At 58.0% G+C, this 26,349-nt stretch carries 24 protein-coding genes; 9 read left to right on the top strand and 15 right to left on the bottom strand.

What is annotated here, in order from left to right; all coding sequences use genetic code 11:
• Positions 1-27: 27 nt before the first annotated feature.
• On the bottom strand, positions 28-1,296 hold the full coding sequence (locus GH656_RS11370) for a sensor domain-containing phosphodiesterase (protein WP_153076009.1): 1,269 nt from the start codon (positions 1,294-1,296) through the stop codon (positions 28-30).
• Positions 1,297-1,644: 348 nt separating this feature from the next.
• Positions 1,645-3,066: a multidrug transporter subunit MdtD gene (gene mdtD / locus GH656_RS11365; protein WP_246184251.1), complete on the bottom strand. Its 1,422-nt coding sequence runs from the start codon at positions 3,064-3,066 to the stop codon at positions 1,645-1,647.
• 315 nt (positions 3,067-3,381) lie between these two features.
• Here mdtD and GH656_RS11360 point away from each other — a divergent pair, with 315 nt between their 5' ends.
• Positions 3,382-3,702 (top strand): DUF2917 domain-containing protein, encoded by a 321-nt coding sequence (locus GH656_RS11360; RefSeq protein ID WP_153076007.1) that lies wholly within the window; start codon positions 3,382-3,384, stop codon positions 3,700-3,702.
• A gap of 151 nt (positions 3,703-3,853) precedes the next feature.
• On the opposite strand, the gene GH656_RS11355 is transcribed toward GH656_RS11360, so the two are convergent.
• From GH656_RS11355 to GH656_RS11330, 6 genes are all read right to left on the bottom strand, one after another.
• The gene (locus tag GH656_RS11355) at positions 3,854-4,600 is read right to left on the bottom strand and encodes a GntR family transcriptional regulator (protein WP_153076006.1); all 747 of its coding nucleotides are present in this window, start codon (positions 4,598-4,600) and stop codon (positions 3,854-3,856) included.
• A gap of 189 nt (positions 4,601-4,789) precedes the next feature.
• Positions 4,790-5,539 carry a hypothetical protein gene (locus tag GH656_RS11350; RefSeq protein WP_153076004.1) on the bottom strand — a complete coding sequence of 250 codons (750 nt, stop codon included), beginning with the start codon at positions 5,537-5,539 and terminating at the stop codon, positions 4,790-4,792.
• Positions 5,540-6,009: 470 nt separating this feature from the next.
• Positions 6,010-8,115 carry an elongation factor G gene (fusA, locus tag GH656_RS11345; protein WP_153076002.1) on the bottom strand — a complete coding sequence of 702 codons (2,106 nt, stop codon included), beginning with the start codon at positions 8,113-8,115 and terminating at the stop codon, positions 6,010-6,012.
• A 312-nt stretch (positions 8,116-8,427) separates the two neighbouring features.
• Positions 8,428-8,934, bottom strand: coding sequence for a DUF192 domain-containing protein (locus GH656_RS11340; RefSeq protein WP_153076001.1), 507 nt, complete (start codon positions 8,932-8,934; stop codon positions 8,428-8,430).
• 177 nt (positions 8,935-9,111) lie between these two features.
• Positions 9,112-9,321, bottom strand: coding sequence for a hypothetical protein (locus tag GH656_RS11335; protein WP_153075999.1), 210 nt, complete (start codon positions 9,319-9,321; stop codon positions 9,112-9,114).
• Between the two features lie 413 nt (positions 9,322-9,734).
• Complete coding sequence (locus GH656_RS11330; RefSeq protein ID WP_153075998.1) at positions 9,735-10,310, bottom strand: pseudouridine synthase; 576 nt, start codon at positions 10,308-10,310, stop codon at positions 9,735-9,737.
• A 343-nt stretch (positions 10,311-10,653) separates the two neighbouring features.
• On the opposite strand from GH656_RS11330, the gene icd reads away from it, so the two are divergent.
• The 3 genes from icd (at position 10,654) to GH656_RS11315 (ending at position 15,788) form a co-directional block, all read left to right on the top strand.
• On the top strand, positions 10,654-11,910 hold the full coding sequence (gene icd, locus GH656_RS11325) for an NADP-dependent isocitrate dehydrogenase (protein ID WP_153075997.1): 1,257 nt from the start codon (positions 10,654-10,656) through the stop codon (positions 11,908-11,910).
• Between the two features lie 349 nt (positions 11,911-12,259).
• Positions 12,260-14,305, top strand: a complete 2,046-nt coding sequence (locus GH656_RS11320) for a hypothetical protein (protein ID WP_153075995.1) — start codon at positions 12,260-12,262, stop codon at positions 14,303-14,305.
• A gap of 310 nt (positions 14,306-14,615) precedes the next feature.
• On the top strand, positions 14,616-15,788 hold the full coding sequence (locus GH656_RS11315; protein ID WP_153075993.1) for a hypothetical protein: 1,173 nt from the start codon (positions 14,616-14,618) through the stop codon (positions 15,786-15,788).
• Between the two features lie 102 nt (positions 15,789-15,890).
• On the opposite strand, the gene GH656_RS11310 is transcribed toward GH656_RS11315, so the two are convergent.
• From GH656_RS11310 to GH656_RS11295, 4 genes are read right to left on the bottom strand one after another with little or no spacing between them, the layout of a single operon-like run.
• Positions 15,891-16,628, bottom strand: a complete 738-nt coding sequence (locus GH656_RS11310; protein ID WP_153075991.1) for an ABC transporter ATP-binding protein — start codon at positions 16,626-16,628, stop codon at positions 15,891-15,893.
• Positions 16,564-17,382, bottom strand: coding sequence for an ABC transporter ATP-binding protein (locus GH656_RS11305; RefSeq protein ID WP_153075989.1), 819 nt, complete (start codon positions 17,380-17,382; stop codon positions 16,564-16,566). The genes GH656_RS11310 and GH656_RS11305 overlap by 65 nt, the downstream gene beginning before the upstream one ends.
• Positions 17,379-18,368: a branched-chain amino acid ABC transporter permease gene (locus GH656_RS11300; protein WP_246184250.1), complete on the bottom strand. Its 990-nt coding sequence runs from the start codon at positions 18,366-18,368 to the stop codon at positions 17,379-17,381. Before GH656_RS11300 ends, GH656_RS11305 begins: the two co-directional genes overlap by 4 nt.
• 14 nt (positions 18,369-18,382) lie before the next feature.
• On the bottom strand, positions 18,383-19,330 hold the full coding sequence (locus GH656_RS11295) for a branched-chain amino acid ABC transporter permease (protein ID WP_153075986.1): 948 nt from the start codon (positions 19,328-19,330) through the stop codon (positions 18,383-18,385).
• A gap of 182 nt (positions 19,331-19,512) precedes the next feature.
• Here GH656_RS11295 and GH656_RS11290 point away from each other — a divergent pair, with 182 nt between their 5' ends.
• Positions 19,513-20,163: a helix-turn-helix domain-containing protein gene (locus tag GH656_RS11290; RefSeq protein WP_153075984.1), complete on the top strand. Its 651-nt coding sequence runs from the start codon at positions 19,513-19,515 to the stop codon at positions 20,161-20,163.
• 133 nt (positions 20,164-20,296) lie between these two features.
• Here the strand turns inward: GH656_RS11290 and GH656_RS11285 are convergent, their stop codons facing one another.
• Together GH656_RS11285 and GH656_RS11280 are read right to left on the bottom strand one after the other, a co-directional pair.
• On the bottom strand, positions 20,297-21,409 hold the full coding sequence (locus tag GH656_RS11285) for a branched-chain amino acid ABC transporter substrate-binding protein (RefSeq protein WP_153075983.1): 1,113 nt from the start codon (positions 21,407-21,409) through the stop codon (positions 20,297-20,299).
• Positions 21,410-21,583: 174 nt separating this feature from the next.
• Positions 21,584-22,285, bottom strand: coding sequence for an acetoacetate decarboxylase family protein (locus tag GH656_RS11280; RefSeq protein ID WP_153075981.1), 702 nt, complete (start codon positions 22,283-22,285; stop codon positions 21,584-21,586).
• A gap of 219 nt (positions 22,286-22,504) precedes the next feature.
• Here GH656_RS11280 and GH656_RS11275 point away from each other — a divergent pair, with 219 nt between their 5' ends.
• The 4 genes from GH656_RS11275 (at position 22,505) to GH656_RS11265 (ending at position 25,265) form a co-directional block, all read left to right on the top strand.
• Positions 22,505-23,266: an acetoacetate decarboxylase family protein gene (locus GH656_RS11275; protein ID WP_174769745.1), complete on the top strand. Its 762-nt coding sequence runs from the start codon at positions 22,505-22,507 to the stop codon at positions 23,264-23,266.
• A 124-nt stretch (positions 23,267-23,390) separates the two neighbouring features.
• A complete protein-coding gene (locus GH656_RS11270; RefSeq protein WP_174769744.1) occupies positions 23,391-24,158 on the top strand; it encodes an SDR family NAD(P)-dependent oxidoreductase in 768 nt (255 codons plus the stop codon).
• Positions 24,155-24,415, top strand: coding sequence for a hypothetical protein (locus tag GH656_RS17905; RefSeq protein ID WP_217352251.1), 261 nt, complete (start codon positions 24,155-24,157; stop codon positions 24,413-24,415). The genes GH656_RS11270 and GH656_RS17905 overlap by 4 nt, the downstream gene beginning before the upstream one ends.
• Before the next feature lie 25 nt (positions 24,416-24,440).
• Positions 24,441-25,265, top strand: a complete 825-nt coding sequence (locus GH656_RS11265) for an IclR family transcriptional regulator (RefSeq protein WP_153075976.1) — start codon at positions 24,441-24,443, stop codon at positions 25,263-25,265.
• A gap of 172 nt (positions 25,266-25,437) precedes the next feature.
• On the opposite strand, the gene GH656_RS11260 is transcribed toward GH656_RS11265, so the two are convergent.
• Positions 25,438-26,343, bottom strand: a complete 906-nt coding sequence (locus tag GH656_RS11260; RefSeq protein ID WP_153075975.1) for a dihydrodipicolinate synthase family protein — start codon at positions 26,341-26,343, stop codon at positions 25,438-25,440.
• Between the last annotated feature and the right edge of the window lie 6 nt (positions 26,344-26,349).

Genomic DNA, 26,349 nt, shown 5'->3' with positions numbered 1-26,349 from the left:
GGCATGCCGCATGCCGCATGACATGCACTACACCCGGTGCGCTGCGGCATCCCAGTTGATATCCGCGCACAGCACCTGCATTCCTTGTCCGGTCTCTACGGCGATCGAAGCCGTAATGCACAGGTGGGCTTCGTTGATCGACAGATACGGTGGCGTCAGGTGCACCTGACCCGGTGTGCGCATGGCTTCGATGAAGTATGGGCGGCGAGCCCAGCTTGCGCCTTCCGAATGCAGCAGTGGCCGGAAGCGCCGGGCTCGCAATGAGGTCCGGCGCAGGGGCAGTACGTTGTCGCCGATTTGCCGTCCGGTGTGGTCCAGCAAGAAGCAGCGTGCGGTGTCGCTTAGTGTCAGCAGCGCTGCGCTCGCGTGCGTCAGGCTGGCACCTGCTGCGCGTTGTTCGCTGGCTTGCTCGAGCGCTGTGACGTAAGGCGCGAGACGTGTGGCTTGAGCCCAGTTGCGTGCGGCAACCCGTTCGCGCAATGCAGCGGACAGGTTGTCCATCAGGCTGGCTGCGGCTTGTGCCTGTAGCGGTTCGGTGCTTGGGGCAGCGAAGTACGTGCCTTGCACAAAATCGACGTTGCATTCGAGTGCGATCAGGGCGTCCCGTTCGTTGGCCAGGCCGCCCATCAGCACGAGTTGTCCCGATTCATGCAACAGCGATACCAAACCTGGCAGCACTCGTTCGATATGCGCATGCTGGCTGGCCTGGGCCAGGATGCAGCGATCCAGCGTGACGATGTCGGGGCGCAGGTTCCATACGCGGTCGATATTCGAATGCTTCGCACCGAAGCCATCCAGGGAAATCAGGAAACCTGATTTACGCAGTGCATCAATGATTTCAGCAAAGCGAGTGGTTTCGCCGCCAGCTTGCTCGGGCACTTCGAGCACCACCCGCTGCGGCATGAGTCCGAGTGCTTTCAGGCCAGCCAGCAGCGCGTCGCCATAACTCGTATCCATCAATGCCGCGGGATGCAGGCTCAGAAAAAGCCATTCGTCACGGCTGTCGAACGCGTGGAAATTGCCCAGATGCAGCGATTCAGCGAGGCGTCCCATTTCCAGCAGATCGCCACGGCGCGCGGCCTGGGTAAAGACTTCGTGCGATGGCACCTGGCGGCCCTGTTCATCGTGCGCCCGCAACGACGCGTGATAGCCAATCGCACGCCGGTGCGAGACCGAGAACACAGGGGCGAAAACGCTGAATACGGTGTAGCCGCCATAGAGCACGGTGCGGCGCAAACCAGCATCACCGGCCATGGGGCGTGGCGGCTGAAAGCCGGGGGGATCGAGGTCGATCATGCTAGGTCGGACGCCTGTTGGTGGGGCTGGGGGGATTCACGGCGCGTTCGCACTCGTGTTGCCACGGTGTTGGCTCGCGCCGGAAGGAGCTGAGCTTACAGGATCGGTATGCAAGAAGCATGCGCGGCCTGGCCAGGCGATATGCGGCTCGGGGGGCGGGATGGCGGCATTGGGGCGCGGTGAGCGAATGGCACTGCCCGGGCATAGTTTAGTGCGCCGTGATAGGCGCTGCACTGTGCTGGGGCAGCGCGTTTTGCTGGTGCATGGCTGGTGCCCGGCTTGGTGCGGCTGGGGCACGGTTGAGGTGCGAGGGGCGTGCTGCCGCCGTTGCCGCCACAATCTGCCGCATCAGGTTTGCTCGGACGGATCGGTTTTCTTCAGCGTTCCGCGTGTTTGCGTCGAGACCTGGGCAAAGATCCACATTGAGCCCGCCGTGATGATGCCAAGGCACAGAAAGGTGGCATGAAATGCGGGCAGCGAATTGGTCGGCGTGACGCGCGCGATGATGCCGGTGAACGTGGCCAGCAACGCTCCCGCGACGCTGACGCCAAGGCTCATCGACAGCATCTGCACCAGCGAAAACAAACTATTGCCGCTGCTCGCGCCGCCAACGCCGAGGTCTTTCAGCGTTAGCGTGTTCATCGCGGTGAACTGGATCGAGTTCACCGCGCCAAAGAAAGCGAACTGCACTAGCCTGAGCCAAAGCGGTTGTCCGGCGCTGGTGAGCGCGAAGCTGGCGATGGCGAGGCCCACCAGCAAGGTGTTGATGATTAGTACGCGGCGATAGCCATAACGTGTGATGAGCCGGGTGACGATGCGCTTGGAGGTAATCGCCGCCGCAGCGACCGGCAGCATCATCAGGCCGGCTTCAAAGGCGTTGTAACCGAGGCTGACTTGCAGCAGCAGCGGGATCAGATAAGGCATGGCACCGCTGCCAATCCGGGCGAACAGGTTGCCCAGCAGGCCAACGCTAAAGGTGTGGATCTTGAACAGTTCGAGCGGAAAGATCGGCTGAGGTGCATGTACTGCATGCAGCCCATATGCGACGAAACACGCGAGCCCGAGAATCAGCAGCACCAGCACTGTGGCGTGGCCCATGCCTAATTCGGTGCGGCCATCCAGTGCAAACGAGAGCGCCACCATGCCCGCGACCAGTAACAAATACCCTTTGCTGTCGAAGCGGGCGGTATCGGGATTGCGGTTATCCGACATGAAGAAATAAGTAGCGATGCAGCCGCCAATTCCCACCGGCACATTGATCAGGAAGATCCAGTGCCATGACGCGATCTTCACCAGCCAGCCTCCCAGGGTGGGTCCGATCAGCGGGCCGATCAGTCCTGGAATGGCGACAAACGAAAGCGCGGGCAGATAACGTTCGGCCGGGAAGGTGCGTAGCACCGCGAGCCGTCCGACTGGCAGCAGCATCGCGCCGCCAACGCCTTGCACGACGCGTGCGAGCACCAGGTAGGTCAGTGTCGGGGCGCTGGCGCAGAGCAGTGAGCCAATCGTGAAGACGAGGATGGCGCTGAAAAACACCCGGCGCGTGCCGAATTTGTCTGCGAGCCAGCCGGAGACGGGAATCATCACCGCCATCGTCAACGAGTAGGCAATCACCACCGATTGCATGCGCAGGGGTAACTCGTTCAGGCTGTCGGCCATCGCGGGCAATGCCGTGTTGACGATAGTGGCATCGAGCGTCTGCATGAAAAAGCCCGTGGCGACCAGCCACAGCATGATGGTGAGAGAGCGGGCGGTGGGCGGCGTGGACATGGACGAAAAGAGGTGGGAAGAGGCATGAGCCAGAAGGGATGCACACCGGTGAGGGGGCGCGTTTGACGGTTTGACGCCCGCGGCGGGCAGCAAGGCACCGGACCCCGGGCGGCAGAATCGCGCCAGTGTGCAGAGCGCGCGGCGAAATTGCAAACCGTGGTTGCAGGGTAGGGGGAAGCACCGTGATGAGCTGCAACTGTCACTGTCCGTTTTCCGGGCGGCACAGTTCGGCTTGAAGTGCCCGCAAGTGTGCATGGGCTAGCCCATGCCTTGGGTCAACAATGAAAGCCCATCAAGCCTTTGACGGAGCAGGTAATGCGTGAGATCCGCACTTATGAGCTGGACCATGGCGAAGCGCCGGTTGCCTGGTGTGCCACGCAACCGTTCGTCGTTACGATTACTGCCGGTGAAGTCTGGCTGACGTTAGCGGGTCAACTGGGCGATCACTGGCTGGCCGCTGGTGAATCGTTGGCGTTGCCGCGTGGCACGCGGGTCTGGGTGAGCGCTGGGCCAAACGGTGCGCAGGTCAAACTGGCCTTGCCTGCTAGCTGGATTGCGCCGTCACTTGCGTGGCGAGGCGGGTGGGGCCGTGTTTTGCGCTGGCTGCCGCTGGCGGTAATGCCAGACCGCGTGTGACCAGGTCCAGGTCTGGCTTGAGGCTTGAAGCGCCCTGGATGCTCGTTGCCCGTGCCCGCGCTAGAGCCAGCCTGCATCCGGCGACTACGCGGCGAATAGCACGTTAAGTTGTCCGTGCCCGCGCTAGCGTCTGCGTTACGCTGGCCGGCCTCTAGCTGCGTAGCTCGATGACGAAGTCGTAGTAATCGTTGCGGCAGTAGGTATCGGTTAACTCGATGGCACGCTGGTCCACGGTGTAGCCGACCCGGGTAATCAGCAACAGCGCATCGTTGGGCGCGATGTTCATCTGCTGGGCGATTTCTGCCGTGGCGTTGACTGCGCGAAAGTGTTGCAGCGCGCGCACGATCGACAGCCCGTGCTGGTCCAGATAGCTATAGAGCGAGTCGCCAATGGTCTTTGGCACGGGAATCAGCGCGGCCGGAAAGGTCGAGTTTTCGACCGCCATCACGATGCCATCGGCCAGCCTCAGACGGCGGAGATGAATCACCTGCGCGCCGGGCGACAGCCCAAGCTGAATGACTTCATCACGATTGGCTGGCCGCACTTCGTGCGAGAGCCACTTCGAGCTCGGCGTAAAACCGCGCCGCCGCAGCATCTGGCTGAAGGATGAAAGGCGCGAGAGCGGGTCTTCGTAGCGTGGCGTGATAAAGCTGCCTGCTCCCTGGGTGCGACGGATTAAACCTTGTTCGACTAGTAGCGCCACGGCGTTGCGTGCGGTGATCCGCGATACGCCCAGGGCTTCCGAGAGCAATCGTTCAGAGGGCAACGCTTCGCCAGCCTGCCAGCGATTGCTGTGAATCGCATGGTTGAGCTTGCGGGCTAGTTGCAGGTACAGCGGGGTATCGTTTTCCGGGTCCGGGCGCAGGTCGCGCCAGCGGTCTTCCGAGGTTGATGTCATGGAACGCTTGCAAGGGGGTTTGGGCGGCAATTCTATGTCATTGGCGCGTCAGGCTTATAGCGGTCTTTTGCGCGCTGATATACAGCGCATGCAGGACGCTAAACCGTGGCAAGCCTCGCGCCCGCTTTTCCGCTTTTTACCGCGTGTCAGATTGCTTGCGGAAGGCGGGCGCGAGGGGCTTGAGGAGCGCTAGCGGCCTCTGCCGCCGTTGCCTCTGCCACCGCCGCCGCCACTGCCGCCATGGCCACCGATGCCACCGATGCCACCGATGCCACCACGACCACCACCCATGCCACCCATGCCACCGTGGCCGCTCGCGGAACCCGCACCGCAACCACACCCACCTTGAGCGCCGGGGCCACCAGGGCCGCCGCCGCTGGGCCCGCCAGGGCTGCTGCCGCCGCCACCGCCTGTGCTACCGCCACCGCCAGTGCCTCCCGTACCACCACTTCTCCCGCCGCCGCTTGCCGCGACGCCGCCACCGCGTCCGCCTCCCACTGCGCCACTGTTCCCGGCTGCACCACCCGCAGCACCGCTGCCGCCACTACCACCGCCGCCGCCATTACCTCCTCCTCCGCCACCCGCGTTACCGCCGCCGCGTGGTCTTGCGGGCTGGCATTTGCCGGGATTGTTATGGCAGGTGTTGTCGATGGCAAAGACCGATGCGGCATCGTCAGCCGCGGTGGCCGACGGCGCGGCTGCGGCGATGACTATCGCCTCGGCTGGCGCAGTGTGTTGCGCCAGCAGGATCACGCTATCTGCGCCATCTGCGTTATCGCCAGGCAAGGCCGCATCGGCCACGAGCATCCATGGGGGAATCGTGCTGTCAGCCGGTGCGGCCTGAGCCACACGTGGGAGCAACAACGGCCCCATGCCTGCTGCGAGCGTTGCCGCGCGCAGAAGCGGCAAGCCGTAGCGTCTAAGTATTCTGGTTTTCATCACCTTTCTCCCGATGAGCCGGCTGATGCCTCGTTGCTGCCGTCTCATATGCAGTTGCGCGCGGGTGGCCCGATGAGCCGCGATTTTGTTGTCGTTATTGGTGTGACGCCAGGCTGGTCGTGTTGCATGACTCGTCGCCGGGAGTTCAAGCGATAACTGTGCCATTGCCCGCTTAAGCCCAGTGGTGTGCGGTGTGAGCTACGCGTGCAGGGGAGCGGTGGGGCGCAAATCGAGGAAAGTGTTTCGTCAATGAAACGTGGCGGCGAGGCGGAGGGGACGGCGGGCCTCGATGCAAGGTGTTGCGCCGCGAGGCGAAGACGAAGGTGCGGCGATGGTGAACGGCACCGGGCGGGATGGTGCTCCGCTCAGGCATACAAAAAAGACCCCGTTCAATCGCGTGGGCGGGCCTCTGCATGCCTGAGCGGCCAACCAGCCACCTGCGATAGAACGGGGTGTGTGCCTTGAGCGAGCTATTTGCGTTTCGCGTTCACGATGGCTTCTGACACGTTGCCGGGTGTTTCAGCGTAGTGCTTGAATTCCATCGAGTACGTTGCCCGCCCTTGGGTCAGTGAGCGCAGTGAGGTTGAGTAACCAAACATCTCCGCTAACGGCACTTCAGCGCGGACCAGCTTGCCGCCGCCACCGGCGATGTCTTCCATGCCCTGGACAATGCCGCGCCGTCCCGACAGGTCGCCCATCACGTTGCCCATGAACTCTTCGGGCGTTTCAACTTCAACGGCCATCATTGGCTCCAGCAGAACGGGCTTCGCGCGGCGCATGCCTTCCTTGAACGCCATTGAGCCGGCCATGCGGAACGCATTTTCGTTCGAATCCACATCGTGGTAAGAGCCAAAGGTCAGCGTGGCCTTCACATCAACGACCGGATAGCCTGCCAGCACACCGGCCTTGAGTGTTTCCTGAATGCCTTTGTCCACGGCTGGAATGAATTCGCGTGGCACCACGCCGCCTTTGATGGCATCGACGAAGGCATACCCGTCGCCAGGTTTTTGCGGCTCCAGCTTTAGCACCACATGGCCGTATTGTCCGCGTCCGCCAGACTGCTTGACGAACTTGCCTTCGACATCCTCAACAGCACTCCGAATGGTTTCGCGGTAAGCCACCTGAGGTTTGCCCACGGTGGCTTCGACGCCAAACTCGCGTTTCATCCGGTCCACCAGGATTTCGAGGTGCAGCTCGCCCATGCCGGAGATGATCGTCTGCCCGGATTCCTCATCGGTTTGCACTCGGAACGAGGGGTCTTCCTGAGCCAGCCGGTTCAGCGCGATGCCCATTTTTTCCTGGTCGACCTTGGTTTTGGGCTCAACCGCCTGGGAGATCACCGGCTCCGGGAAGATCATTTTTTCGAGCACGATCACGTGAGCTGGATCGCATAGCGTGTCGCCTGTGGTCGCTTCTTTCAGGCCGACTGCGGCGGCGATGTCACCGGCCCAGACCTCCTTGATTTCCTTGCGCTCGTTGGCGTGCATCTGCAGGATCCGGCCAAGGCGCTCTTTCTTGTCCTTGACCGGGTTGTAGACGGTATCGCCTGAATGCACGATGCCCGAATACACGCGAAAGAAAATCAGCTGGCCGACATACGGGTCAGTCATGATCTTGAACGCGAGTGCGGAGAACGGTTCGTCGTCGCTGGGATGACGCTCGATTTCGTTGTCGTGCAAGTCATGCCCGAGGATCGCAGGCACATCCACGGGCGATGGCAGATAGTCGATCACGGCATCGAGCATCGCCTGCACGCCCTTGTTCTTGAACGCGCTGCCGCACAGCATCGGCACGATTTCGTTGGCGATGGTGCGCTCGCGCAAGCCCGCCTTGATTTCTTCTTCGCTAATAGGCTGGCCTTGCAGATACTTGTTGAGTAGCGTTTCGTTGGCCTCGGCTGCTGCTTCGACCAGCTTTTCGCGCCAGTGCCTGGCCGTATCGAGCAGCTCCGCTGGAATCTCTTCGTACTGAAACTGGATGCCCTGGCTCTCGTCATCCCAGACGATCGCTTTCATCTTCACCAGATCCACCACGCCCTGGAAATGATCTTCTGCTCCGACCGGAATCTGGATGGGTACCGCGACGCCTTTCAGGCGCTCGCCAATCTGCCGCTGAACCCGGAAAAAATCGGCACCAACGCGATCCATCTTGTTCACGAACGCGATGCGCGGCACCTTGTATTTATTGGCCTGACGCCAGACCGTTTCGGATTGCGGCTGCACGCCACCCACCGAGTCATAGACCATGCACGCGCCATCCAGTACCCGCATTGAACGCTCGACTTCGATGGTGAAGTCGACGTGCCCAGGGGTGTCGATGATGTTGATGCGGTGTTCCGGATAGTTGCCCGCCATGCCTTTCCAGAAAGCAGTGGTGGCCGCGGAGGTGATGGTGATGCCGCGTTCCTGCTCCTGCTCCATCCAGTCCATGGTGGCTGCACCGTCATGCACTTCGCCGATTTTGTGAGTGACGCCGGTGTAGAACAGGATGCGTTCGGTGGTGGTGGTTTTGCCAGCATCAATGTGAGCGCTGATGCCGATATTGCGGTAGCGCTCGATGGGAGTCTTGCGGGGCACGTGTTTCTCCTTGGAATAGCGCAGAAAAGCGCAAACACCTGGCGGCCAGGGCTGTCAGGCGCGGATGGTTGCGGACAGTTGCGCCTGACAGAGGGCAAGGATACGCCGTGGCACGTGCTTTTGCAGGATCGTTACGCGTGGCTTGCCGTGCGGGCGCAAGACGCAAAAAAGCCGTTGAAGCGATATGCATCAACGGCTTTATCTACGGCTTCAGAGCGGCGCGCTTACCAGGCCAAAGTCATCAGGTCAGAGCCATCAGCTCAAAGTCATCAGGCCCAAGCCACCAGACGTGTGGTCTCGCGCATGCGCGTGTTACTGCGGCGAGGGCAAGCCTTGAATTTTCATGCCGGGCTTAATGCCCTTGGCGCTGAACCAGCCCCGGCTCATTTCCAGCGCATACACGCCGTTGTTCTTCGGGCAATGATTGTTGCTGGTTTCAGCCTGCATTTCGGCGATATCGGTGATGGTGCCGTCTGCACGAATGAAGGCGATGGACAGCGGGATCAGCGTGTTCTTCATCCAGAAACAATGCACGGCGTTTTCGTTAAACACGAACAGCATGCCTTCGTTGGGCGCGAGTTGCGTGCGGTACATCAATCCTTGTTCGCGGTCTGGGTCGGTGGCGGCGACGGCCGCATCAATCACGTACATGCCTGCGGTGAGTTTCAGCCGTGGAAAATCGCCCGGTGCCTTGGCACCCGCGGGCATGGTCTGCGCGTTAGGCTGCGCCGCATGAGTGCTGAACGACGCCAACGCTGCGAGCGGCAGCGCGAGCACTAGGGCAAAACGCGCTATCAACGAGCGCAGATGAAATCGCACGGCCAGACTCCTTGGTCAAAAAAATAATTCGCGCATGGTACGTGAGCGCGGCAAAAACAAAAAGGCAGACCGCCTTGTGGACGGTCTGCCTTTTAACGCCAGGAAACGATGCCAGCGATGCTAGCGACACCGGCATAAATGCCAATGTGTGTTTCGCAACAGCGTTTTACATCATGCTTACTCAGCAGCGCCAGAAGCGGCTTCAGCAGCAGCAGCCTTCTTGTGCGTTGCTTTCTTGTGGTGCGTCGACTTCTTGTGCTCAGCCTTGTGTGCCGACGAAGCAGCAGCAGCCGGAGCTGCAGCAGCTGTAGCTTCTGGTGCCGAAGCTTGTGCGAAAGCAGCAGTTGCGAAAAGGCCAGCGACCAGAGCAGCGATCAGTTTGTTCATTTTGTGAATCCTCAGCTTGAGTTAATTAACCAAATGACCCGGTTAGGTAGAGTCATGTCGGTAAACGTGCCATCCACCTTTCGGTTGACAGCTACAGCGCAGAAAACTTTGCTGTGTCTGTCAGCGTCTGGGCTAGTAGCGAAACCGTTGGAGCGGTTCGCCGCTAGACCCTTGAGGCTGAATGCCAGACGGCTTGGGTGGCATCTGCGTCGAATAACGCGTGAGTCAGTAACGCGGTTGACGCGATTTTTTACGATTTCTGGATTTCTTTGCGCCATCGCGGACAAGGCCAATAGCGAGGGCCAGACATCTCGCGTTCAGGTGCAGGAAATACTGTGCAAATACAATCGCCTGCATTTTTTTGAGATTGCGTGCGGGTTGTGCGTGGGTTGTGCCTGACGCGCTGGGGTGTTTCAGATGAGACCATCCCACGGTGCTTGAGGTGGCAACACACGCTGTGCGCCTGGTGCGAGTTCGAGGGAGAAAAGATCGAGTGCACCGATGCCAACACGCACCAGACGCAGCGTTGGAAAACCGAGGGCGGCTGTCATGCGCCGCACCTGCCGGTTTTTGCCTTCACTAATAGAGAGCGTGATCCATGTGGTGGGAATCGCGGCGCGAAAGCGCACTGGAGGATGACGCGGCCAGAGCGCGGTGGTGTCGGCTGGATCGAGCAGGGCGGCCTGGCAGGGGCGGGTGACGTAGTCGCCTAGATCAACACCGCGTGCCAGCGCGGCAAGGTCAGCCGTAGCGGGCACACCTTCAACCTGAGCCCAGTAACGTTTGACCAGTTTGTGCCGCGGCTCGGTGATGCGCGCTTGAAGCGCGCCATCGTCGGTGAGCAGCAGCAGCCCTTCGCTATCTGAGTCGAGCCGGCCAGCCGGATACACGCCAGGGGTTTTAATCCAGTCCGCCAGCGAAGCACGTGTTGCGTGTGGTGAGAACTGGCAGATCGTGCCAAAAGGCTTGTTCAGGGCGATAAGACGCATGCAGAAAACCGGGCCGAAGTCTGGAGGGCTGCCGCCACCACACTGGCGTGGGTGGTGGCACGTGGCGGGATATTAATGCATAATGCGCATCGCTCAAGTCTTATATAAGACCTAAGAGGCAAGGAAGAGGCAGGGATGGCCTGAAAAGGCTTCCAGCGGGTGCTGCCGGATGCTTCGGCAGCGGCGTTTTACAGCGGTCATGGCGGCATAGCCGGTCTGGCCGTGTGGGCTAGAATGGCCGCCTGGTGCGTTCGGGCCTTGCATGCCACCCGCGCCCTGTCATGCCGCTTTGCTTCATCAGTTTTTTTCGCTTTACTCGCACAGCCATCACTGGAGTCCACTCATGCCGTATCAGCACATCAAGGTTCCGACCGGCGGTGACCAGATCACCGTCAACGCAGATTACTCACTTAACGTTTCCGACCAGCCGATCATTCCTTATATCGAAGGCGATGGCACTGGGCTGGACATCACCCCGGTGATGATTAAAGTGGTCGACGCGGCTGTCCAGAAGGCTTACGCGGGCAAGAAGAAGATTCACTGGATGGAAATTTTCGCGGGCGAGAAAGCGACCCGGGTCTACGGCCCGGATGTCTGGCTCCCGGAAGAAACGCTTCAGGTGCTCAAAGAATATGTGGTGTCGATCAAAGGCCCGCTGACCACCCCAGTTGGCGGTGGTATCCGTTCGCTGAACGTCGCACTGCGCCAGGAACTGGATCTCTACGTGTGCTTGCGCCCGGTGCAGTACTTCAAAGGCGTGCCTTCGCCAGTGCGCGAGCCTGAAAAAACCAACATGGTGATCTTCCGCGAGAACTCGGAAGACATCTACGCTGGCATCGAATGGGCGGCTGAATCCGAGCAGGCCAAAAAGGTCATCAAGTTTCTGCGCGAAGAAATGGGCGTGAAGAAGATTCGTTTTCCTGAAACTTCAGGCATCGGGATCAAGCCTGTTTCGCGCGAAGGCACGGAGCGTCTGGTGCGCAAGGCAATCCAGTACGCGATCGACAACGATCGCCGCTCGGTGACGCTGGTGCACAAGGGCAACATCATGAAGTTCACCGAAGGCGCGTTCCGTGACTACGGCTATGCGCTGGCGCAAAAGGAATTTGGCGCGGAACTGATCGATGGTGGCCCATGGATGAAGTTCAAGAATCCGAAAAACGGCAACGAGATCGTCGTCAAGGATGTGATCGCTGATGCATTCCTGCAGCAAATCCTGTTGCGTCCGGCTGAATACGATGTGATCGCCACGCTGAACCTGAACGGCGACTATGTTTCCGACGCGCTGGCGGCTCAGGTGGGCGGTATCGGCATTGCGCCGGGCGCGAACATGTCGGATTCGATTGCGATGTTCGAAGCCACCCACGGCACCGCGCCGAAGTATGCGGGCAAAGACTACGTGAACCCTGGTTCAGAAATTCTCTCGGCTGAAATGATGCTGCGCCACCTCGGCTGGACCGAAGCGGCGGACGTGATTATCAAGTCGATGGAAAAATCCATTTTGCAAAAGCGCGTCACTTATGACTTCGCACGGCTGATGGAAGGCGCGACGCAAGTGTCGTGCTCCGGTTTTGGCCAGGTGCTGATTGAAAATATGTAAGCGCCAGGTTTAACCGGACCTGGATTCGGGCCCGGTTAAATAGAAGCAAATGCAGCAGTAAAAACCCCCGGTGTCCGTAGTGGCATCGGGGGTTTTTTCTTGGTGGGCTCAGTTATGCCGTGACTCAAATCGTCCCTGTCGTTTTATTTGGCCTGAACATTGATTCTGAAACTTTTCTGGCGGTGGCCTGATGCATCAGGCATTATGCGATTGGCATCAATTATTTAAATAAGCATCAGCATGATTATCTGTATTAATCAGAGTTTCGCTCAGGCAGAACGATAAATTATCTGCCTGAGGCACGGTTAAATATCATCGCGGCACAGATATCCTGAGAGGCGAAGTAAAAATGACGAGTAATGTCAAAAAAATTCAGGGCGGAACGCCTGAGTTACCCAGAAAAACCCTGCCTGGCACGAATTTTCGTCCAGAAAAAGATTCCTCTGTACCGCAACACGGTGAGTCGATTTTACCGAAAATGATTAAAGCGGACACCTTGGATGATATTCAGAATCTGGCGCGGCGTAGTGATTTGCCTCCACCTCCACCTTCGCCCAAGCCTGCTGGCATGGGCGAAAGTTTTACCTGGGGTGAGCTGGATGTTTGTGAAACGCCGGGCCTTGAGATCAGTGTTACAAAATTCAATATCGTCGATCTGAGTAAAAAACTGAATATGCAAGATAGCCTGGGCAATACGCCATTCGGTTATATCTTGTCTCCCGCATCCAATAAGCTAAATTATTTAGAAAGCTTTTTCCCGATACTCGGTGAAAACTGTCTTTACCGGCTGCATTGTGATCCGTCGCTTGATGCTGGTTTGCTGGGCCGGGCTTGCGAACGTGCTGAAAGTCTTGGAGTAATATTGCGTTTCGTCAGCCAAAAATCGATTGTGGAGCAAAAAGATGTAAATGGCGCAGTGATTAAGGCGGAGCAGATCTGGTTTGATAAAAGGCAGGGTAGCAAAACGCCATTTGAATGCGCGTTAAGATGTTTTGTCGATATTCCAAAGGGTTCTGTTGGACGGCAGTTAAGTGGCGATATGGCTGATTTTATGGCGAGCATTGAGCCAAAAACATTAAATCAATTTTTTGTTGAAAATGTGGATCTGGTGCAATCATTTCTGGGGAAAATAATTGCAGAAATGAATAGCGATATAGATGGTGATGGCTGTTTGCAGATGTTTGCCCTGGTTTTTAATCATCAAAATGCCGTTGAAATTCAGTCTTTTGAAAATCGTTTTTTTCTTTGTCAGCCTAATGGCCTTGCTATGCTAAAGCTTGCCGCGGCATTGAGAGTGATGCATGCGATTTTGGGCAATTTCGAAAAAAACAATCTTACTGAAAAAATAAGGAATCTAAATAAATGCGTGGCGGATAAACTGCAGCTAGACGAGGCGGTGCGCGAACTGGGAAATTTTAAATCAGAAGTTCAGAGTATTTTGGAGAAAATGGTTGCGCGGAATGGGTCTTGCTTGATGGAAAAAGAAATAAACGACATAAGACTTGCGATGTGCTCATTACCGGTGAAAGAACTTCATTTGCCATCGACCATGGTGCAATATAATAAGGCAGTAAAATTTGCGGATAAGGTATATGCCACAAATCTCGAGGGGTTTGATTCTGCGCTGAAGGATGTTGTTATGAGCAGAAGCCCATTAGCTAAAATAATTAAATCTCATATGCAGGTCGAGTTGGAAAAATTTACCGCAAAGATGAAATCGTTTTCCTACGCTGACGAAGCAAAAGAAACGAACTCGCTGGAAGTCATGGAATATAAAGAATTCATATCTGATTCCGAGAAGAAAATAGATGAAATTTTCAATAATGATTTGCCGGAAACCAAACTCGATTCAAAGCAAAAAACCGTGATCAGAGGTATTTTAAAAAAATACGCGGTGCGGATTCGGGATGAGGTTGCAAGAAATGATCCGGAACGTGTTTGTAATAGAAAACAAAGTTATCTGAATTCTATTTTTAGGGTGCATCCGGATGAGAGAGGTAATCTCATACAAAAAGTGACAGGACAAGATCATCCTGTTTTTAAAAAATTTTCCAGCGAAATAGCGAGCTATGAAAAAAGGCTCTCGCTAGATTTACGTGACAAGCAGAATGAAATAGATCGTGAAAAAAACAAGATTGATGCCGAATTTAGATTTAATGAAGAATCTGATCATTTAAAAAAGGCGCAGGAAATTATTTTCGCTAATTTACGGGCGTGGCGCAGGGCAGGATTGAGTGAATTTGAAAAAAATTATGTTTTAGGTTTGCTGTGGATGATGGAAAACAGCATAAAGGAAGTCAATACTAACCTCGACAAGCTGCCTTCGGCTGATATGGGCACGAGCCGGGAGAAGTACAGCATTTCAGAATTAAATAAAAAACTGCGGAAAATGTAATATTTCGTGCCGGGGTGAGTGCTCGCCTGAGTTGCTTATGTAATCCGCATCAGTGTAACCAGGCTGTGGCGGCGAAATCATGCAACTGAAACAACCAGAGGCCTGCTGGCCAGCTTGCTTATCAAGCAAACTGGTCCGATTTACGGGCGGATTGGCGTTGGAACTTTTTCTCCGGCGATGTTACGTACCTCGCACGAAACATCAGACACGCTGCGCCAGCCAGATGGTGAATCGTGAATTAACCGGTCTATCTAGCCGGGTATTGATACAGGATAGTTTTTAATTAGCAGAATTTTATTTATTAATTTGAATGGCTAATTTTGCCGGGGGTAGTGTGATAACTGTTAAAAATCAAAAAAATATTCGTGATTATGGAGGTGGGTTGAAAAATACCAGTATCACGATTTCCGGCGATAGCCCGCTTGAGATTGTGTCAGCATCGCCAAAAAGGAATGAAAACAATTACCCGCAATTTAACGAGAAAGTCGATTTAAGGCAGCGCCGGATTAGTAGCGTTGCAACTGAAGAAATAACTGAAGGCGAAGTAGTGGATAAAGCAGTGGATTTTATCCCGGTTGTACCGGCGGAGCAAAAAGTTTCACGCGATGTAATGGATCAAAAATTGATCGAGCAATTTATTATTTTAGGCGATAGCGCTGAGTTTGACGCTCAGGCGCTTGCCTTGCTTGATTTTTTTTCTATCAGAAAAAAAGAAGATGCGGTGCAGTTTTTTAATAAAAATGAGATGTTAAAATCAATATTGGTAAAAGCAATCGCAAAAAATATAAAAAAGCAGGAATTCGCCTCTCGGCTCGACTGGATTTTTATTGACCGGAAGTCAAAATATGAATATTGCCAGATTATTCTGGAAATCGAGCTGCCAGAAGGAAGGGTGCTGAAATCTTATTTTAATCAGGCGTACAGTAATATGCTGTCGATCTGTGATTCCATTATGGTCGTGAGAGATAAGCTTCTGCTGGAGAAAAAAAATAAGCTGGGAAGTTATGGAGCTGCAGCCCAAAATTTTATTAATCACTTAAGGCATTTGGGTGCGATTGAAAGGCACTATGGAGCGAATCCGTATTATTATAATCCGGAGCTGTGGCGTGAAATTGATATAAAAGAAAAAATAATAGATCGTGAATTTCGTGAATCTCAGTGGGAAAATGAAAATTCATTGATCGCAAAGGGCGAAAAAATTCAGGAATTGGAGAGAATTCATACGCATGGCGAAAAAGATATTATTCGGGATGCATTTAAAAAAATTATCGATTTTAAGGGGGGGTTGCCGCGCAAAGGGCTTGTGCCGCTGATATTGGTGGCCGAGGAATATTCCAGGCTGACAAGCGATTCTGAGCTAAGAAAAGCTAAATATTTTAATGTCGAAAATCCATGCGAATTTCTGGATCAGTTAATTGATCTGTATAACGATGAAAAAACGAATAAGTCAAACTGGCGCAAGTCGCTGGTTAACTTGTTTTAAACCAGGCCGAAGCCGCCCCGGCCAGTCGCCCTGGCCATCTGGCGGATCCCCCGTTCCGTACCCGTACCCTCCACGGCCTGCCCACCGCGCTGCTCAAGCTGCTCAAGCCGCAACCGCCGCACCCAGATACAAATGCGCCAGTTGCGGGTCTTGTGCGATTTGATCCGCAGGCCCGTCCAGCCGCATCCGGCCACCCTCCAGGACATACGCGTAATCGGCCACTTCCAGGGCCAGCCGCACGTTTTGTTCGACCAGCAGGATCGACATCCCCGCTTCAGCCAGATCCAGAATGATCTGGAATATCTGCGTGATGACTTTCGGCGCGAGCCCCAGCGATGGCTCATCGAGCATCAGTAAATCGGGCTCTGCCATTAGCGCGCGGCCAATCGCCAGCATTTGCTGCTGTCCGCCAGAAAGACGGTTGGCCGATGAGTGCCGGCGCTCAAGCAGGATCGGAAACAGCCCATACACCTGCTCTCGCAGCGCTGTCGCGCTTTTCGGGCCTCGGCCCAGGTGTGCGGCGATCAGGTTTTCTTCCACCGTGAGGCGCTGGAAGATTTGCCGCCCTTCCGGGCAGTGCGCCAGGCCGCCGCGAATCACCTGGTCGGGCCGGGCCCGTGTGATGTCGCGCGCGCCAAAGCTGACCTGACCACCCTTGACCTTCACCATCCCGGAGATCGCGTTTAGCAGCGTGGATTTGCCCGCACCATTCGGGCCGACCAGCACGACGATCTCGCCTTTTTGCACCTTCAGGCTGACGTCAGACAAGACCTGCTTAGTGCCGTAACCGGCGGACAGATTTTCGACGTTGAGCAAGCTGGCGGATGCTTTCGAGTTCATTTTCGGTTCCAAGGTAGGCGTGCTGCACGTCCTGGCTGGCCTGGACTTCATCGGGCGTGCCGTCGAACAGCAGAGCCCCGTTTTGCAGCACATACACGTGATCAGAAATCGACATCACGAGATCCATGTCGTGTTCGATGACGATGACCGAGAGGTCGGGACGCCGCAGTGCTTTGAGCCGGTCGCGCAATTCAGCGCTTTCGGCTTCGTTGAGTCCGGCGGCGGGCTCGTCCAGCAGCAGCACGCGCGGCCGCCGGGCCAGCGCCCGGACGATTTCGAGCATGCGCTGGCGGCCATAAGAGAGCGAAGCCGCTTCGTCGAACGCCACGTGCTGCAGGCCGAACTGTTCCAGCAGCTCCATGCAGTACGCGAGACGCTCCTCGCGCCGCCGCCGCGCATCGGCAGGCCACACCAGATCGCGCCACACATGGCGCGCTTCAGAGGGAAACAGGCAGACCTCGATATTTTCGATCACCTGCATCCGGTCGAACAGCCGGATGTTCTGGAAGGTGCGGGCGATGCCAGCCAGGCTGATCTGATACTTCTGCAACTGGTGAATGGGCTGGCCATCGAGAAAAATTTCGCCGGAGGTCAGCTCATACGAACCCGTTGCCAGATTGACCAGGGTCGATTTGCCTGCCCCGTTCGGGCCGATGATCGCGTGAATCTTGCCGGCTTCGAAGGTCATCGAAACCTGGTTGATCGCGGTGACCGCGCCGTAACGTTTGGTGAGATCCCTGAATTCGAGTGTCATCGTGGCAGCACCGATTTGAGTAGTCGATCAATTCCGTAGCGCCGTGACACCAGCCCTTGCGGCCGCAAGATCACCAGCACCACCATGAACAAGCCCAGCAGCAGCATCCGGTATTCAGCGAAACCACGCAGCACTTCGGGCAGCAGCACCAGGATCAGCGTGCCGACGATCACGCCAAGCACGTTGCCGACACCGCCAATCACGATCATCAGCACGATCAGCACGGATTCGTTCAGCGAGAAGCTGTCGGGGCTCACGTAGCGCTGCGAGGTGGCGAACAGCACGCCTGTCAGGCTGCCGATGGCCGCGCTGATGGCGAAGGCCCAGAGCTTGACGGAAGTGGTGTTGATGCCGATGCTGCGCGCCGCATCCTGGTCTTCGCGGATCGCGGCCCAGGCTTTGCCGAGAATCGAATGCTCCAGCCGGTACACAACGTAGATCACCAGCAGCGTGATGCCGAGCAGCAACCAGAAAAAAGCCTGGGGGGTATTCGGCGACCAGCCGAACAGGCTGGCGTGGTCGATCTGCGAAATGCCCTGGGGGCCATTGGTCAGGCTGTCGAGGTTATTCAGGATGATGCGGATGATTTCGCCGAAACCCAGCGTGACAATCGCCAGATAATCGCCGCGCAACCGTAGCACCGGGATGCCGAGCAGCACCCCCGCGAGCGCCCCTAGCACAATGGCGGCTGGCAGGATCAGCAGAAACGGCAAATGCAGTCCGAGTTGCGGGCTGGCCAGCAACGCGCAGGTGTAGGCCCCAACTGCGTAAAACCCGACGAAGCCGAGATCGAGCAGACCAACGTAGCCAATCATGATGTTCAGGCCCACGCCCAGCATCACGTAGATCAGCACACTGTTGGCGACGCGGGCATAGTGCCCGCTGGCGAATGCAACCGAGGCGCAGGCAGCGAGCGCGGCCAGCAGCAGCACACTGCCGATGATCCGTTCGCGCGCGGTGACCGGGCCGCTTTGGCTGGCTGACAAGGTGTGTGCCTGCATCAGTAGTCCCTCTTGTAGACCATGGTTTCTTCGGAAATTTTTTCGCCCAGCAAACCGGTGGGGCGCACCAGCAAGACGACGATGAGCGTCATGAAGGCGAAGATGTCGCGGTACTCGGTGCCGAGCACGCCATGACTGACGATGGGCAACAAGCTGGTGCCGAAGACCTCAAGAAAGCCCAGCAGGAGCCCGCCCAGCATCGCGCCCGGAATGCTACCGATGCCGCCCAGGATCGCTGCGGTAAAGGCTTTGAGACCGACGGTGGCACCCATGGTGGGCGACACGATGCCGTAGTAGTTGCCGTACAGCATGCCCGCGACGCCGCCAAGCGCCGGGCCGATCAGGAATACCAGGCTGATCGCGCGATCCACGCGGATGCCGAGCAGCATCGAGGTGCGCGAGTTTTCCGACACGGCGCGCACGATGATGCCCAGCCGGGTCTTGTTGACGAAGAGGTACAGCGCCCCCAGCAAGGCGAAGGCGAACAGCGTGATGTAGATCTGCGTGGAGGTGAGCGACGCGCCGGCGATGTTGAACTGGTGCGCGGGGATGAGTTGCGGAAAGGCGATGGGTTGCGGGCCGCAGACCACCTGCACCGCGGCCTGAAACGCCAGCGACAACCCCAGCGCGCTAAGCAGCGGGGCCAGCCGTGACGAATGGCGCAGTGGCTTGTAGGCCAGCCGCTCGACCATCACGCCCACCAGGCCCACCACGGTGAAGGCCGCGAGCAGACCGAGCCCGGCTAGCACCGGCATGGCAATGCCGGTTTGCGGCAGCCACAGCACCAGGCCGACGCAGACATACGCGCCAAGCATGAAGAATTCGCCGTGCACAAAGTTAATCAGGCGCAAGACGCCGTACACCATCGTGTAGCCCAGCGCGATCAGCGCATACAGGGAACCAATAGTCAGCGCGTTAAACAGTTGCTGGGTGAGAAATGCTGTCATGGCAGGAGATCCTGATGTTTCGGCATGGGCTGGCGTGGTTGTGCTGCCCGTGCTGACAAACCGGTGGAAGATGCCGCTGGTGCCGTGGCGCTAATCGCTAATCTTGTCCCGAGGTTATTTTTCATCCCCAGGCCCGTGCTACTATTCACGTCGATGAATTTATCTCTAAATCTATCACGTTCATGAAAAATTCAAAAATAATTTCACAGAAAAAGAAGCCAGCGGAGGCTGACAAGGGGGAGCTCCACCTCAACCTCAATCTCGACGCGGCGACCGATGGTGTGCGTGGCATTGGCGAAGACATTCGTGGCTTGCGCAAGTCGCGCCGCATGACGATTAACCAGCTCGCCAGTGCGCTGGACCGCTCGGTGGGCTATGTCAGCCAGATCGAGCGGGGCTTGTCTACTCCAACTCTGAAAGACGTGTACGCGATTAGCGCGACGCTGAATGTCACTGTGGGCTGGTTTCTGCGGAATAACGAACCGGGTCTGGCACCGGCGGATGAACGTGGTTTAGTGGTGCGTCAGAGCAATCGCCGCCGCATGAGCCAGGACGGCATCCTGACTGAGGCGCTGTCGCCACAGCTGGGCGAGAAACTTGAATTCATGCAGTCGACCTTCGATCCTGGCGTCGTAACGGAGGAAAAATCCGTGCAGGGCACCGGGCTTGAATGCGGCATGGTGCTGAGCGGTCAGCTTGAGCTCTGGATCGACGACCATTACTTCGTCCTCAATGCCGGTGACAGTTATTCGTTCCGGCGCAGCCAGCGGTATCACTCACGCAATCCATCGCAAACCGAGCGGGTGGTGATTATCTGGGTGTTTGCCCAGTAAGCCTCCTGGTCTTGCCTGGCACCAGGCGTGCGGCTGCAATACCGCATATTTCACATCCCATGCCCCACATCCCGTATGGCCCGGCAGCACGAAGCCCCCGCACAACACGGGGGCTTCGTGCGAGTGCGCTGGCTTATTTGCTGACCAGCTTGAAGTTCTTGCCCTCCACCTGGAACATGAAGAGGCCGCCACCCTTGAGCGCGCCAGCTGGGTCAAAGGCGACCTTGCCCAGCAAGCTGTCGAAGTTGCTCAACCGCATCGCGGCGAGGATGCCCGCACGGTCTAGCGATTTCGCGCTCTTCATCGCATTCACCACCGTCTGGCCAGAGACCCAGCCATAGACCGCTTGCGGGCCAGGCGCGGCACCAAACTTCGCCTGATATTTCGCGGCGAAGTCACGCAGTTCCGGGGACGCGTCGTAAGGCAGCGCCTGGAATGTCACATAGGCATTGGCGGCGGCACCGCTCGACAACTCGTAGAACTGCGGTGTGTAAGCGCCATCCGGTGCCATGAAGGTGGCCTTCATGCCTGCGCTGCGCATTTGCTTCACGAACAGCGCGAGCTGCGGCATCGTGCCGCCGAAGTACACCACGTCGGGCGCTTGCTGCTTGAGCGTGGCCAGCACGGAGCTGAAATCGACGTCAGTCGGGTTCACGCTGGAGGTGCTGGCAATCGCGCCGCCCAGGCTTTTGAACCTGGCCGTGAAGGCCTGCGAGACGCCTTGGCCAAACGCCTGCTTGTCGTTGACCACGGCTGCCTTGCGCGCATTCAGCGTGCCGTAGGCGTAGCTGGCGGAGAGCTCGCCTTGCACTGAATCATTCGGCGCGCCCTGGAACACGTGTTTAAAGCCAAGCTGCGTGACTTTCGGGTTGGTCGAAATGGTGAGTTGCGGCATGCCACAGCCGTTATAGATATCCATCGTCGGAATCGTCACGCCGCTATTCATGTGAGCCACGGCGGTCACGACGCCGCGTTCGTCACAGAATTTTTGCGCGATCAGTGTGCCTTCGCGCGGGTCGGCTTTGTCGTCCAGCCGTTGCAGCGCGATTTTTCTGCCGCCAACCCCGCCTGCGGCATTCGCCTGGTCGATATACAGCTGCAGCCCGTTGAGCCATGAACTGCCGAAGTAAGCCTGTGCGCCCGAGAGCGGGGCCGAGGCACCGATGGTTAACGGCTCGACAGCCAGGGTGCTGGCGGAAAACGTGGCCAGGGCGGCAAACACGGCAGCGGATAGCGATTTCTTCATGTCAGTCTCCAGTTCCAGTGGTCACACACGACGTGCTGGCACGGCGCGTGTGACGGTTCGTGTGGTGAGGTGTCGTGTTTTTGCTTGCCTTAGAGCGCGGCTTGAGATGCTCTAGATGTGCAACTGCCTGAGCTCCGGCCATACGCCTGGGGCGGCGCATGGCCCAACTGCGGCCTAGTCCAGAAACCGGCCGAAAGTCAGCGTGAAATCAGCCACGATGAATTCAGCGCCAAGTACCTTGAGCACCGGCAATTCGTGCAACGGATCTTGCGGATTGCCGCCTAACGAGACGGTGGCGCTGCCAACCACCCGTTGATGCACCGTGGCGTCTTGCAGCTCATTGACGATCACCCGGTCCATGTCGAAGCCTTCACCGTTCACAGCAGGAAACCGCTTTACCTGATAGCGCGGCTGCAGCGGTGGTTTGTCGAACGACACGTTGGCGTCAGGACGAAAATCTGCATCGATCAGAATTTCGCCACGGCGCACGACCCGGCCCCGCACGCGTCCTTCATGTTCGGACCAATCCACCTTCGACATCTTTTTCGGGTAACCCCAGATTTCACGCCCGGCCGCCATTGAATCATCATTTGTCACAAATTCGTATAAAACATGACCGCCGCGCTGGCCGCCGCATTCAACCGGCACCACGATTCCGCCTTCCCGGTATGCGCCTAACGGGCCGCCATCTGGCACATCCATCACGAACACTTCCATCACATCTGACACCGCCGTGAGATGCCGCGGCAACATCCGCGCCAACGCTGCGCTGTCGGTGCGGCAGAACACGCTCAGCTTGCGGTAGTTGCGGTAGTAGTAGGGCGGCTTGGGGAACAGCGGGGCGGCGTCAGGCAACGAATAAACAGCGGCAGTCATGGCGAGTCTCCGGGAGGAAGAGAAAAAAATCTGGTGTGAAATTTTTTATCAATATATCATCATCGTGAATATTTTTAATATATTTTCATGGTCGGGAGTTCCCTGGCATGGCCTCCGGCAGCAGGCCCCTGCGCCTGCTTCTGGCTGCGGCGCTGGTGGTGGCCTTGCGCCTTGCGCCTTGCTCCCGGCGCTGGCCGGCCCCTCACTTTGGAGAATCACGTGTCGAAGCATCTGGTGCAAAACGGCAATAACGCCCCGATCCACGCGCCTTTGATCCCGGACCCGTTTGTCCCGTATCACTGCCCGCGCCAGCGTTCGCTGAACGCGGTGTGCCGCGTCGACCGGGCCACGCTTGAGCGTTATCTCGCCCCCACGCCGTTTACGCCGCTCGATGACCGCGTGCTGGTGTATGTCGCTGATTTCATGAATTGCAACAAGGTGCCGTTCATGGATGCGGGCATCGTCGTGCCGGTGCGTTACGGCGACGGCCAGGGCGGCTACTTTCTGTTCGAGTACGAAGACGACGATGCGGCGATTGCCGCTGGGCGCGACCTGTGGGGCTATCCGAAGAAATTCGGCGTGATTGAGCTGCTGGAAGACGGCGAGCGGGTGCGCGGCACGGTGGTGCGCAAAGGCGTGACGCTGATCGAGATCGAGTGTGATCTGGCCTCTGACGCAACCACGGCGGCTGCGGCGAACCTGCCACCGCCGCTGGTCACCACGCCGCATCTGAACCTGCACGTTCAGCCCGCGCCGGATGGCAGCATCCTGAACAAGCGCGTGATTGCACGCGACACCTCAGCGGATTTTCAACTGACGTCAGCGCGTCACGGTGCGGCACGGGTTCAGCTAGCGGGGATTGCGACCGATCCGCTGCACGAATTTCAGCCGTTGGAAGTGCTGGGCGCGACATATGTGATTGGCGATTTTTTCGCTACTGAGCAAAACGGCTGGGGCCGCACGCTCGAAGTGCTGCGCTAGCTGCAGCACCGTCGCAGCGCAGCGCTGCGCTTGCTGGCAGGTGCAAACCTGACGGCGGTGGTGTGGGGGCGGCTGATTTTTCAGCCGGCCCGGAAAATTCACTCAGAAGATGGCAGGCACATCCATGAAGGTAGATCGTAAAGAGTCCGCATTGATTACGGGTGCTGCATCCGGCATTGGCCGCGCCACTGCGCTGGTGCTAGCCCGGCGTGGTGCGGATGTCGCGCTGGTGGATCTCGACCCGGCGCGGTTGCAGGCGGTGGCGGATGAGGCCGCGGCGTTCGGCGGCAAGGTGCTCGCGTTGCGCGCCAGCGTCGCGCACTCGGCCGATTTGCAAGCGGCTGTGCAGCGTGCCGCGCAGGCTTTCGGCGGGCTGCATACCGTCGTAGCGGCCGCTGGCATTGCGCGCAAGGGCCGGGTGACCGAGATCAGCGAGGACGAATGGGATCAGGTGATTGAGGTGAATCTGCGTGGCGTGTTTCTACTGGCGCGCCATGCGCTGCCGCACATGATCGCCAGCGGCGGTGGCAGTTTTGTCGCCGTGAGCTCGGACGCGGGCTTGCGTGGCTCGATTGGCTATGCCGCGTATAGCGCGTCCAAGCATGCGGTGATCGGCCTTGTACGCTGCCTCGCGCTTGACCATGCGCGCGAAGGCATTCGCAGTAATGCGGTGTGTCCGGGGTTTGTCGAAACGCCGATGGCCGATGAGCTGTTCGCGGAAAACCCGCGTTACGACCGGGCGTTTTACGAAAATCGCATGCCGCTGGGCCGCCTGGCTCGCGCCGATGAGGTGGCTAATGTGATCGCGCATTTGTCGTCGCCAGAGGCCAGCTATACCAACGGCATGTTTTATACGGTCGATGGCGGCACGACAGCAGGCACGTTCGGTTGATGGGCTGGCAAGGGTTGATGCCAAGGGCTGACGACAAGGGTTGGCAAGCGCAGACAAGCGTTGAAACGGCTGACAGGAAAGCAGATAAGGCGCGGCTAGATGAGCCGCGTTTTTCGTCTCTGGCGCGATCCTCTCCGCCAGCACGGGCGCAGAAAAAAGAAAAATTCGCCTCGCGCCATGGGGTGTTTTTCCGGATGCTTTTCCGCAAAATTAATTGCATTAAAATCGCTCGGATTGCAATGCAATGCAATGACTGACGGAACCCCCATTCCTTAAATTGCCATGACTGCCTCCGATCCCGCCGCTGATTCCGCCTCCCCTTCCACGCCAGCGCGCTCTTCGCTATTTGTCGGTTCGACCGAAAAAGCTTTTCAGGTGCTGCATGCATTTGATGGCCCGAGCCCGCATATGACGCTGATCGACATTGCCCGCGCCTCAGGGCTGGATCGCAGTGCAACCCAGCGTCTGGTGCATACGCTTGAAGCGCTGGGCTATCTGTATCGCGTGCCAGACACCCGCAGCTACGGCTTGACGCCCAAGGTGCTGCAGTTTTCCTATAACTACGTGCGCGCCAACGAACTGATCGGCAAGGCTTCGCCCTATCTGCTCGACATCAGCCGACGCCTGGGCGAGACCACCAACCTGCTTGAGCTGGATGGTCACGAGATCGTGTTTGTCGCGCGTTTTCCGGGGCGGCATCTGGTGAATATCGACATCGTGGTGGGCGCGCGTTTGCCCGCGATGTTCACCGCAGCGGGCATAGCGATTCTGTCGCGGCTGGCCCCCGCGCGAGTCGAAGAAATCCTCGCGCAAACCCGGCTTGAGCCGCTGACGCATTACACCGAAACCGATTCTGAGAAGCTGTTGGAGCGCGTGCGCAAAGTGGCACGGCGTGGTTATGCGGTGGTCGAAAATGAAACCGTGCTGGGCGATATTTCGGTGGCCGCGCCGGTGACCGATCACGGTGGCATGGGGGTGGCGGCGATCAATATTTCGGTGCCGACTTCGCGCTGGTCGCGCGAGCGGGTGGAGGCCGAACTGGCGCAGCACGTGCAGGTTGCGGCGACGTCGATTTCGAAGTCGCGTCTGGCGGGGTATACGCGCTAAAGGCGTGTGTCTGGTTCTTTAGCGCTTGCTTTTAGCTTTGCGCGGGGCGGGAGCGCTGGTACATGCGCAGGCGGTGTGAGCGCCCAACTGCTCACACAGCTCACACAGCCCAACACCTGCTACTTGCCCTGTCCCGGGGCCGTCTGGCTGCCGCCCTTAGCCCCGAGCGCCCTCAATGGCTGCGTTCAAACACGGCAAGCTGCTTGCCCAGCTCAGCCCGCAGCTTCGCTACCAGGCTGGCCTCGGCTGGCACCAGCGGTGCCAGCATCGCTGGGGCATCCACGCCAATCAGGTCGAGCACCGCTTTCATGGGCCCTGGATTGGTCTCCGAGAACGCGAGGTTCATCAACGGAATCAGCGAGCGATGCAGCGTCAGCGCGGCGCGCGTGTGGCCTTCCGCTGACAGTTGATAAATCTTCCGCCAGGCCGTGGGCAGCAGCGTCGCGGTCACCACAATGCCGCCGCGTGCGCCTGCTGCCATGTGCAGCGGAAATAACGTGTCTTCGCCGCTAAGCACCGCGAACGAATCATCGACCCCCGCCACCGTGCGCAGGAAATGCCACATGTCGGTATTGCACGCCTTCATGCCGATGATCCGTTCATGGCGTGATAGCTCATGCAGCACTTCAGGTGCAATCGCAATCCGGGTGCGGTACGGAATTTCATAGATCAGGATGGGCAATGGTGATTCATCGGCATAACGCAGGTAGTAATCACGAATGCCTTGCTGGGTCGGGTTGGTGTAGTAGGGCGTTAGCACCAGCAAGCCATCGGCCCCTGCGGCGGCGAATTCTCGGCCCGCTTGCAGTGCGTCGTGGTAGCCCGGATCCAGCACGCCAGCGATCACCGGAACGGTGCCCGCCGCCTGCAAGGCCGTGACTTCGGCCATGCGAATCCGTTCGGCACGCGCCAGCGCGCCATATTCACCAGTGCCACCAAGCGGCAGCAGACCATCCACGCCTTGTTTGAGCAGATAGCCGGTGAGGGCGCGAGCGGCCTCCACGTGCAACGTGCCATCCGCATGGACTGGCGTCGGAATGGCGGGCATCACGCCGCGTAACTGTTGGGATGCAAGCATAAGAAC

The sequence above is a fragment of the Paraburkholderia bonniea genome (assembly GCF_009455625.1).
GTDB lineage: Bacteria > Pseudomonadota > Gammaproteobacteria > Burkholderiales > Burkholderiaceae > Paraburkholderia > Paraburkholderia bonniea.
Note: the sequence above shows the minus strand (reverse complement) of the source record. Positions and strands in the feature narration are given on the sequence as shown.

What these genes read in the sequence shown, in the direction of transcription:
- GH656_RS11280 (WP_153075981.1), bottom strand. Translation starts at nt 22,285, where the DNA reads ATGACTGCCGCTGTTTATTCGTTGCCTGACGCCGCCCCGCTGTTCCCC.
- GH656_RS11260 (WP_153075975.1), bottom strand. Translation starts at nt 26,343, where the DNA reads ATGCTTGCATCCCAACAGTTACGCGGCGTGATGCCCGCCATTCCGACG.
- GH656_RS11315 (WP_153075993.1), top strand. Translation starts at nt 14,616, where the DNA reads ATGGCTAATTTTGCCGGGGGTAGTGTGATAACTGTTAAAAATCAAAAA.
- GH656_RS11310 (WP_153075991.1), bottom strand. Translation starts at nt 16,628, where the DNA reads ATGAACTCGAAAGCATCCGCCAGCTTGCTCAACGTCGAAAATCTGTCC.
- mdtD (WP_246184251.1), bottom strand. Translation starts at nt 3,066, where the DNA reads ATGTCCACGCCGCCCACCGCCCGCTCTCTCACCATCATGCTGTGGCTG.
- GH656_RS11270 (WP_174769744.1), top strand. Translation starts at nt 23,391, where the DNA reads ATGAAGGTAGATCGTAAAGAGTCCGCATTGATTACGGGTGCTGCATCC.
- GH656_RS11360 (WP_153076007.1), top strand. Translation starts at nt 3,382, where the DNA reads ATGCGTGAGATCCGCACTTATGAGCTGGACCATGGCGAAGCGCCGGTT.
- GH656_RS11355 (WP_153076006.1), bottom strand. Translation starts at nt 4,600, where the DNA reads ATGACATCAACCTCGGAAGACCGCTGGCGCGACCTGCGCCCGGACCCG.
- GH656_RS11335 (WP_153075999.1), bottom strand. Translation starts at nt 9,321, where the DNA reads ATGAACAAACTGATCGCTGCTCTGGTCGCTGGCCTTTTCGCAACTGCT.
- GH656_RS11350 (WP_153076004.1), bottom strand. Translation starts at nt 5,539, where the DNA reads ATGAAAACCAGAATACTTAGACGCTACGGCTTGCCGCTTCTGCGCGCG.
- GH656_RS11330 (WP_153075998.1), bottom strand. Translation starts at nt 10,310, where the DNA reads ATGCGTCTTATCGCCCTGAACAAGCCTTTTGGCACGATCTGCCAGTTC.
- GH656_RS11320 (WP_153075995.1), top strand. Translation starts at nt 12,260, where the DNA reads ATGACGAGTAATGTCAAAAAAATTCAGGGCGGAACGCCTGAGTTACCC.
- GH656_RS11295 (WP_153075986.1), bottom strand. Translation starts at nt 19,330, where the DNA reads ATGACAGCATTTCTCACCCAGCAACTGTTTAACGCGCTGACTATTGGT.
- GH656_RS11285 (WP_153075983.1), bottom strand. Translation starts at nt 21,409, where the DNA reads ATGAAGAAATCGCTATCCGCTGCCGTGTTTGCCGCCCTGGCCACGTTT.
- GH656_RS11370 (WP_153076009.1), bottom strand. Translation starts at nt 1,296, where the DNA reads ATGATCGACCTCGATCCCCCCGGCTTTCAGCCGCCACGCCCCATGGCC.
- icd (WP_153075997.1), top strand. Translation starts at nt 10,654, where the DNA reads ATGCCGTATCAGCACATCAAGGTTCCGACCGGCGGTGACCAGATCACC.
- GH656_RS11265 (WP_153075976.1), top strand. Translation starts at nt 24,441, where the DNA reads ATGACTGCCTCCGATCCCGCCGCTGATTCCGCCTCCCCTTCCACGCCA.
- GH656_RS11290 (WP_153075984.1), top strand. Translation starts at nt 19,513, where the DNA reads ATGAAAAATTCAAAAATAATTTCACAGAAAAAGAAGCCAGCGGAGGCT.
- GH656_RS11305 (WP_153075989.1), bottom strand. Translation starts at nt 17,382, where the DNA reads ATGACACTCGAATTCAGGGATCTCACCAAACGTTACGGCGCGGTCACC.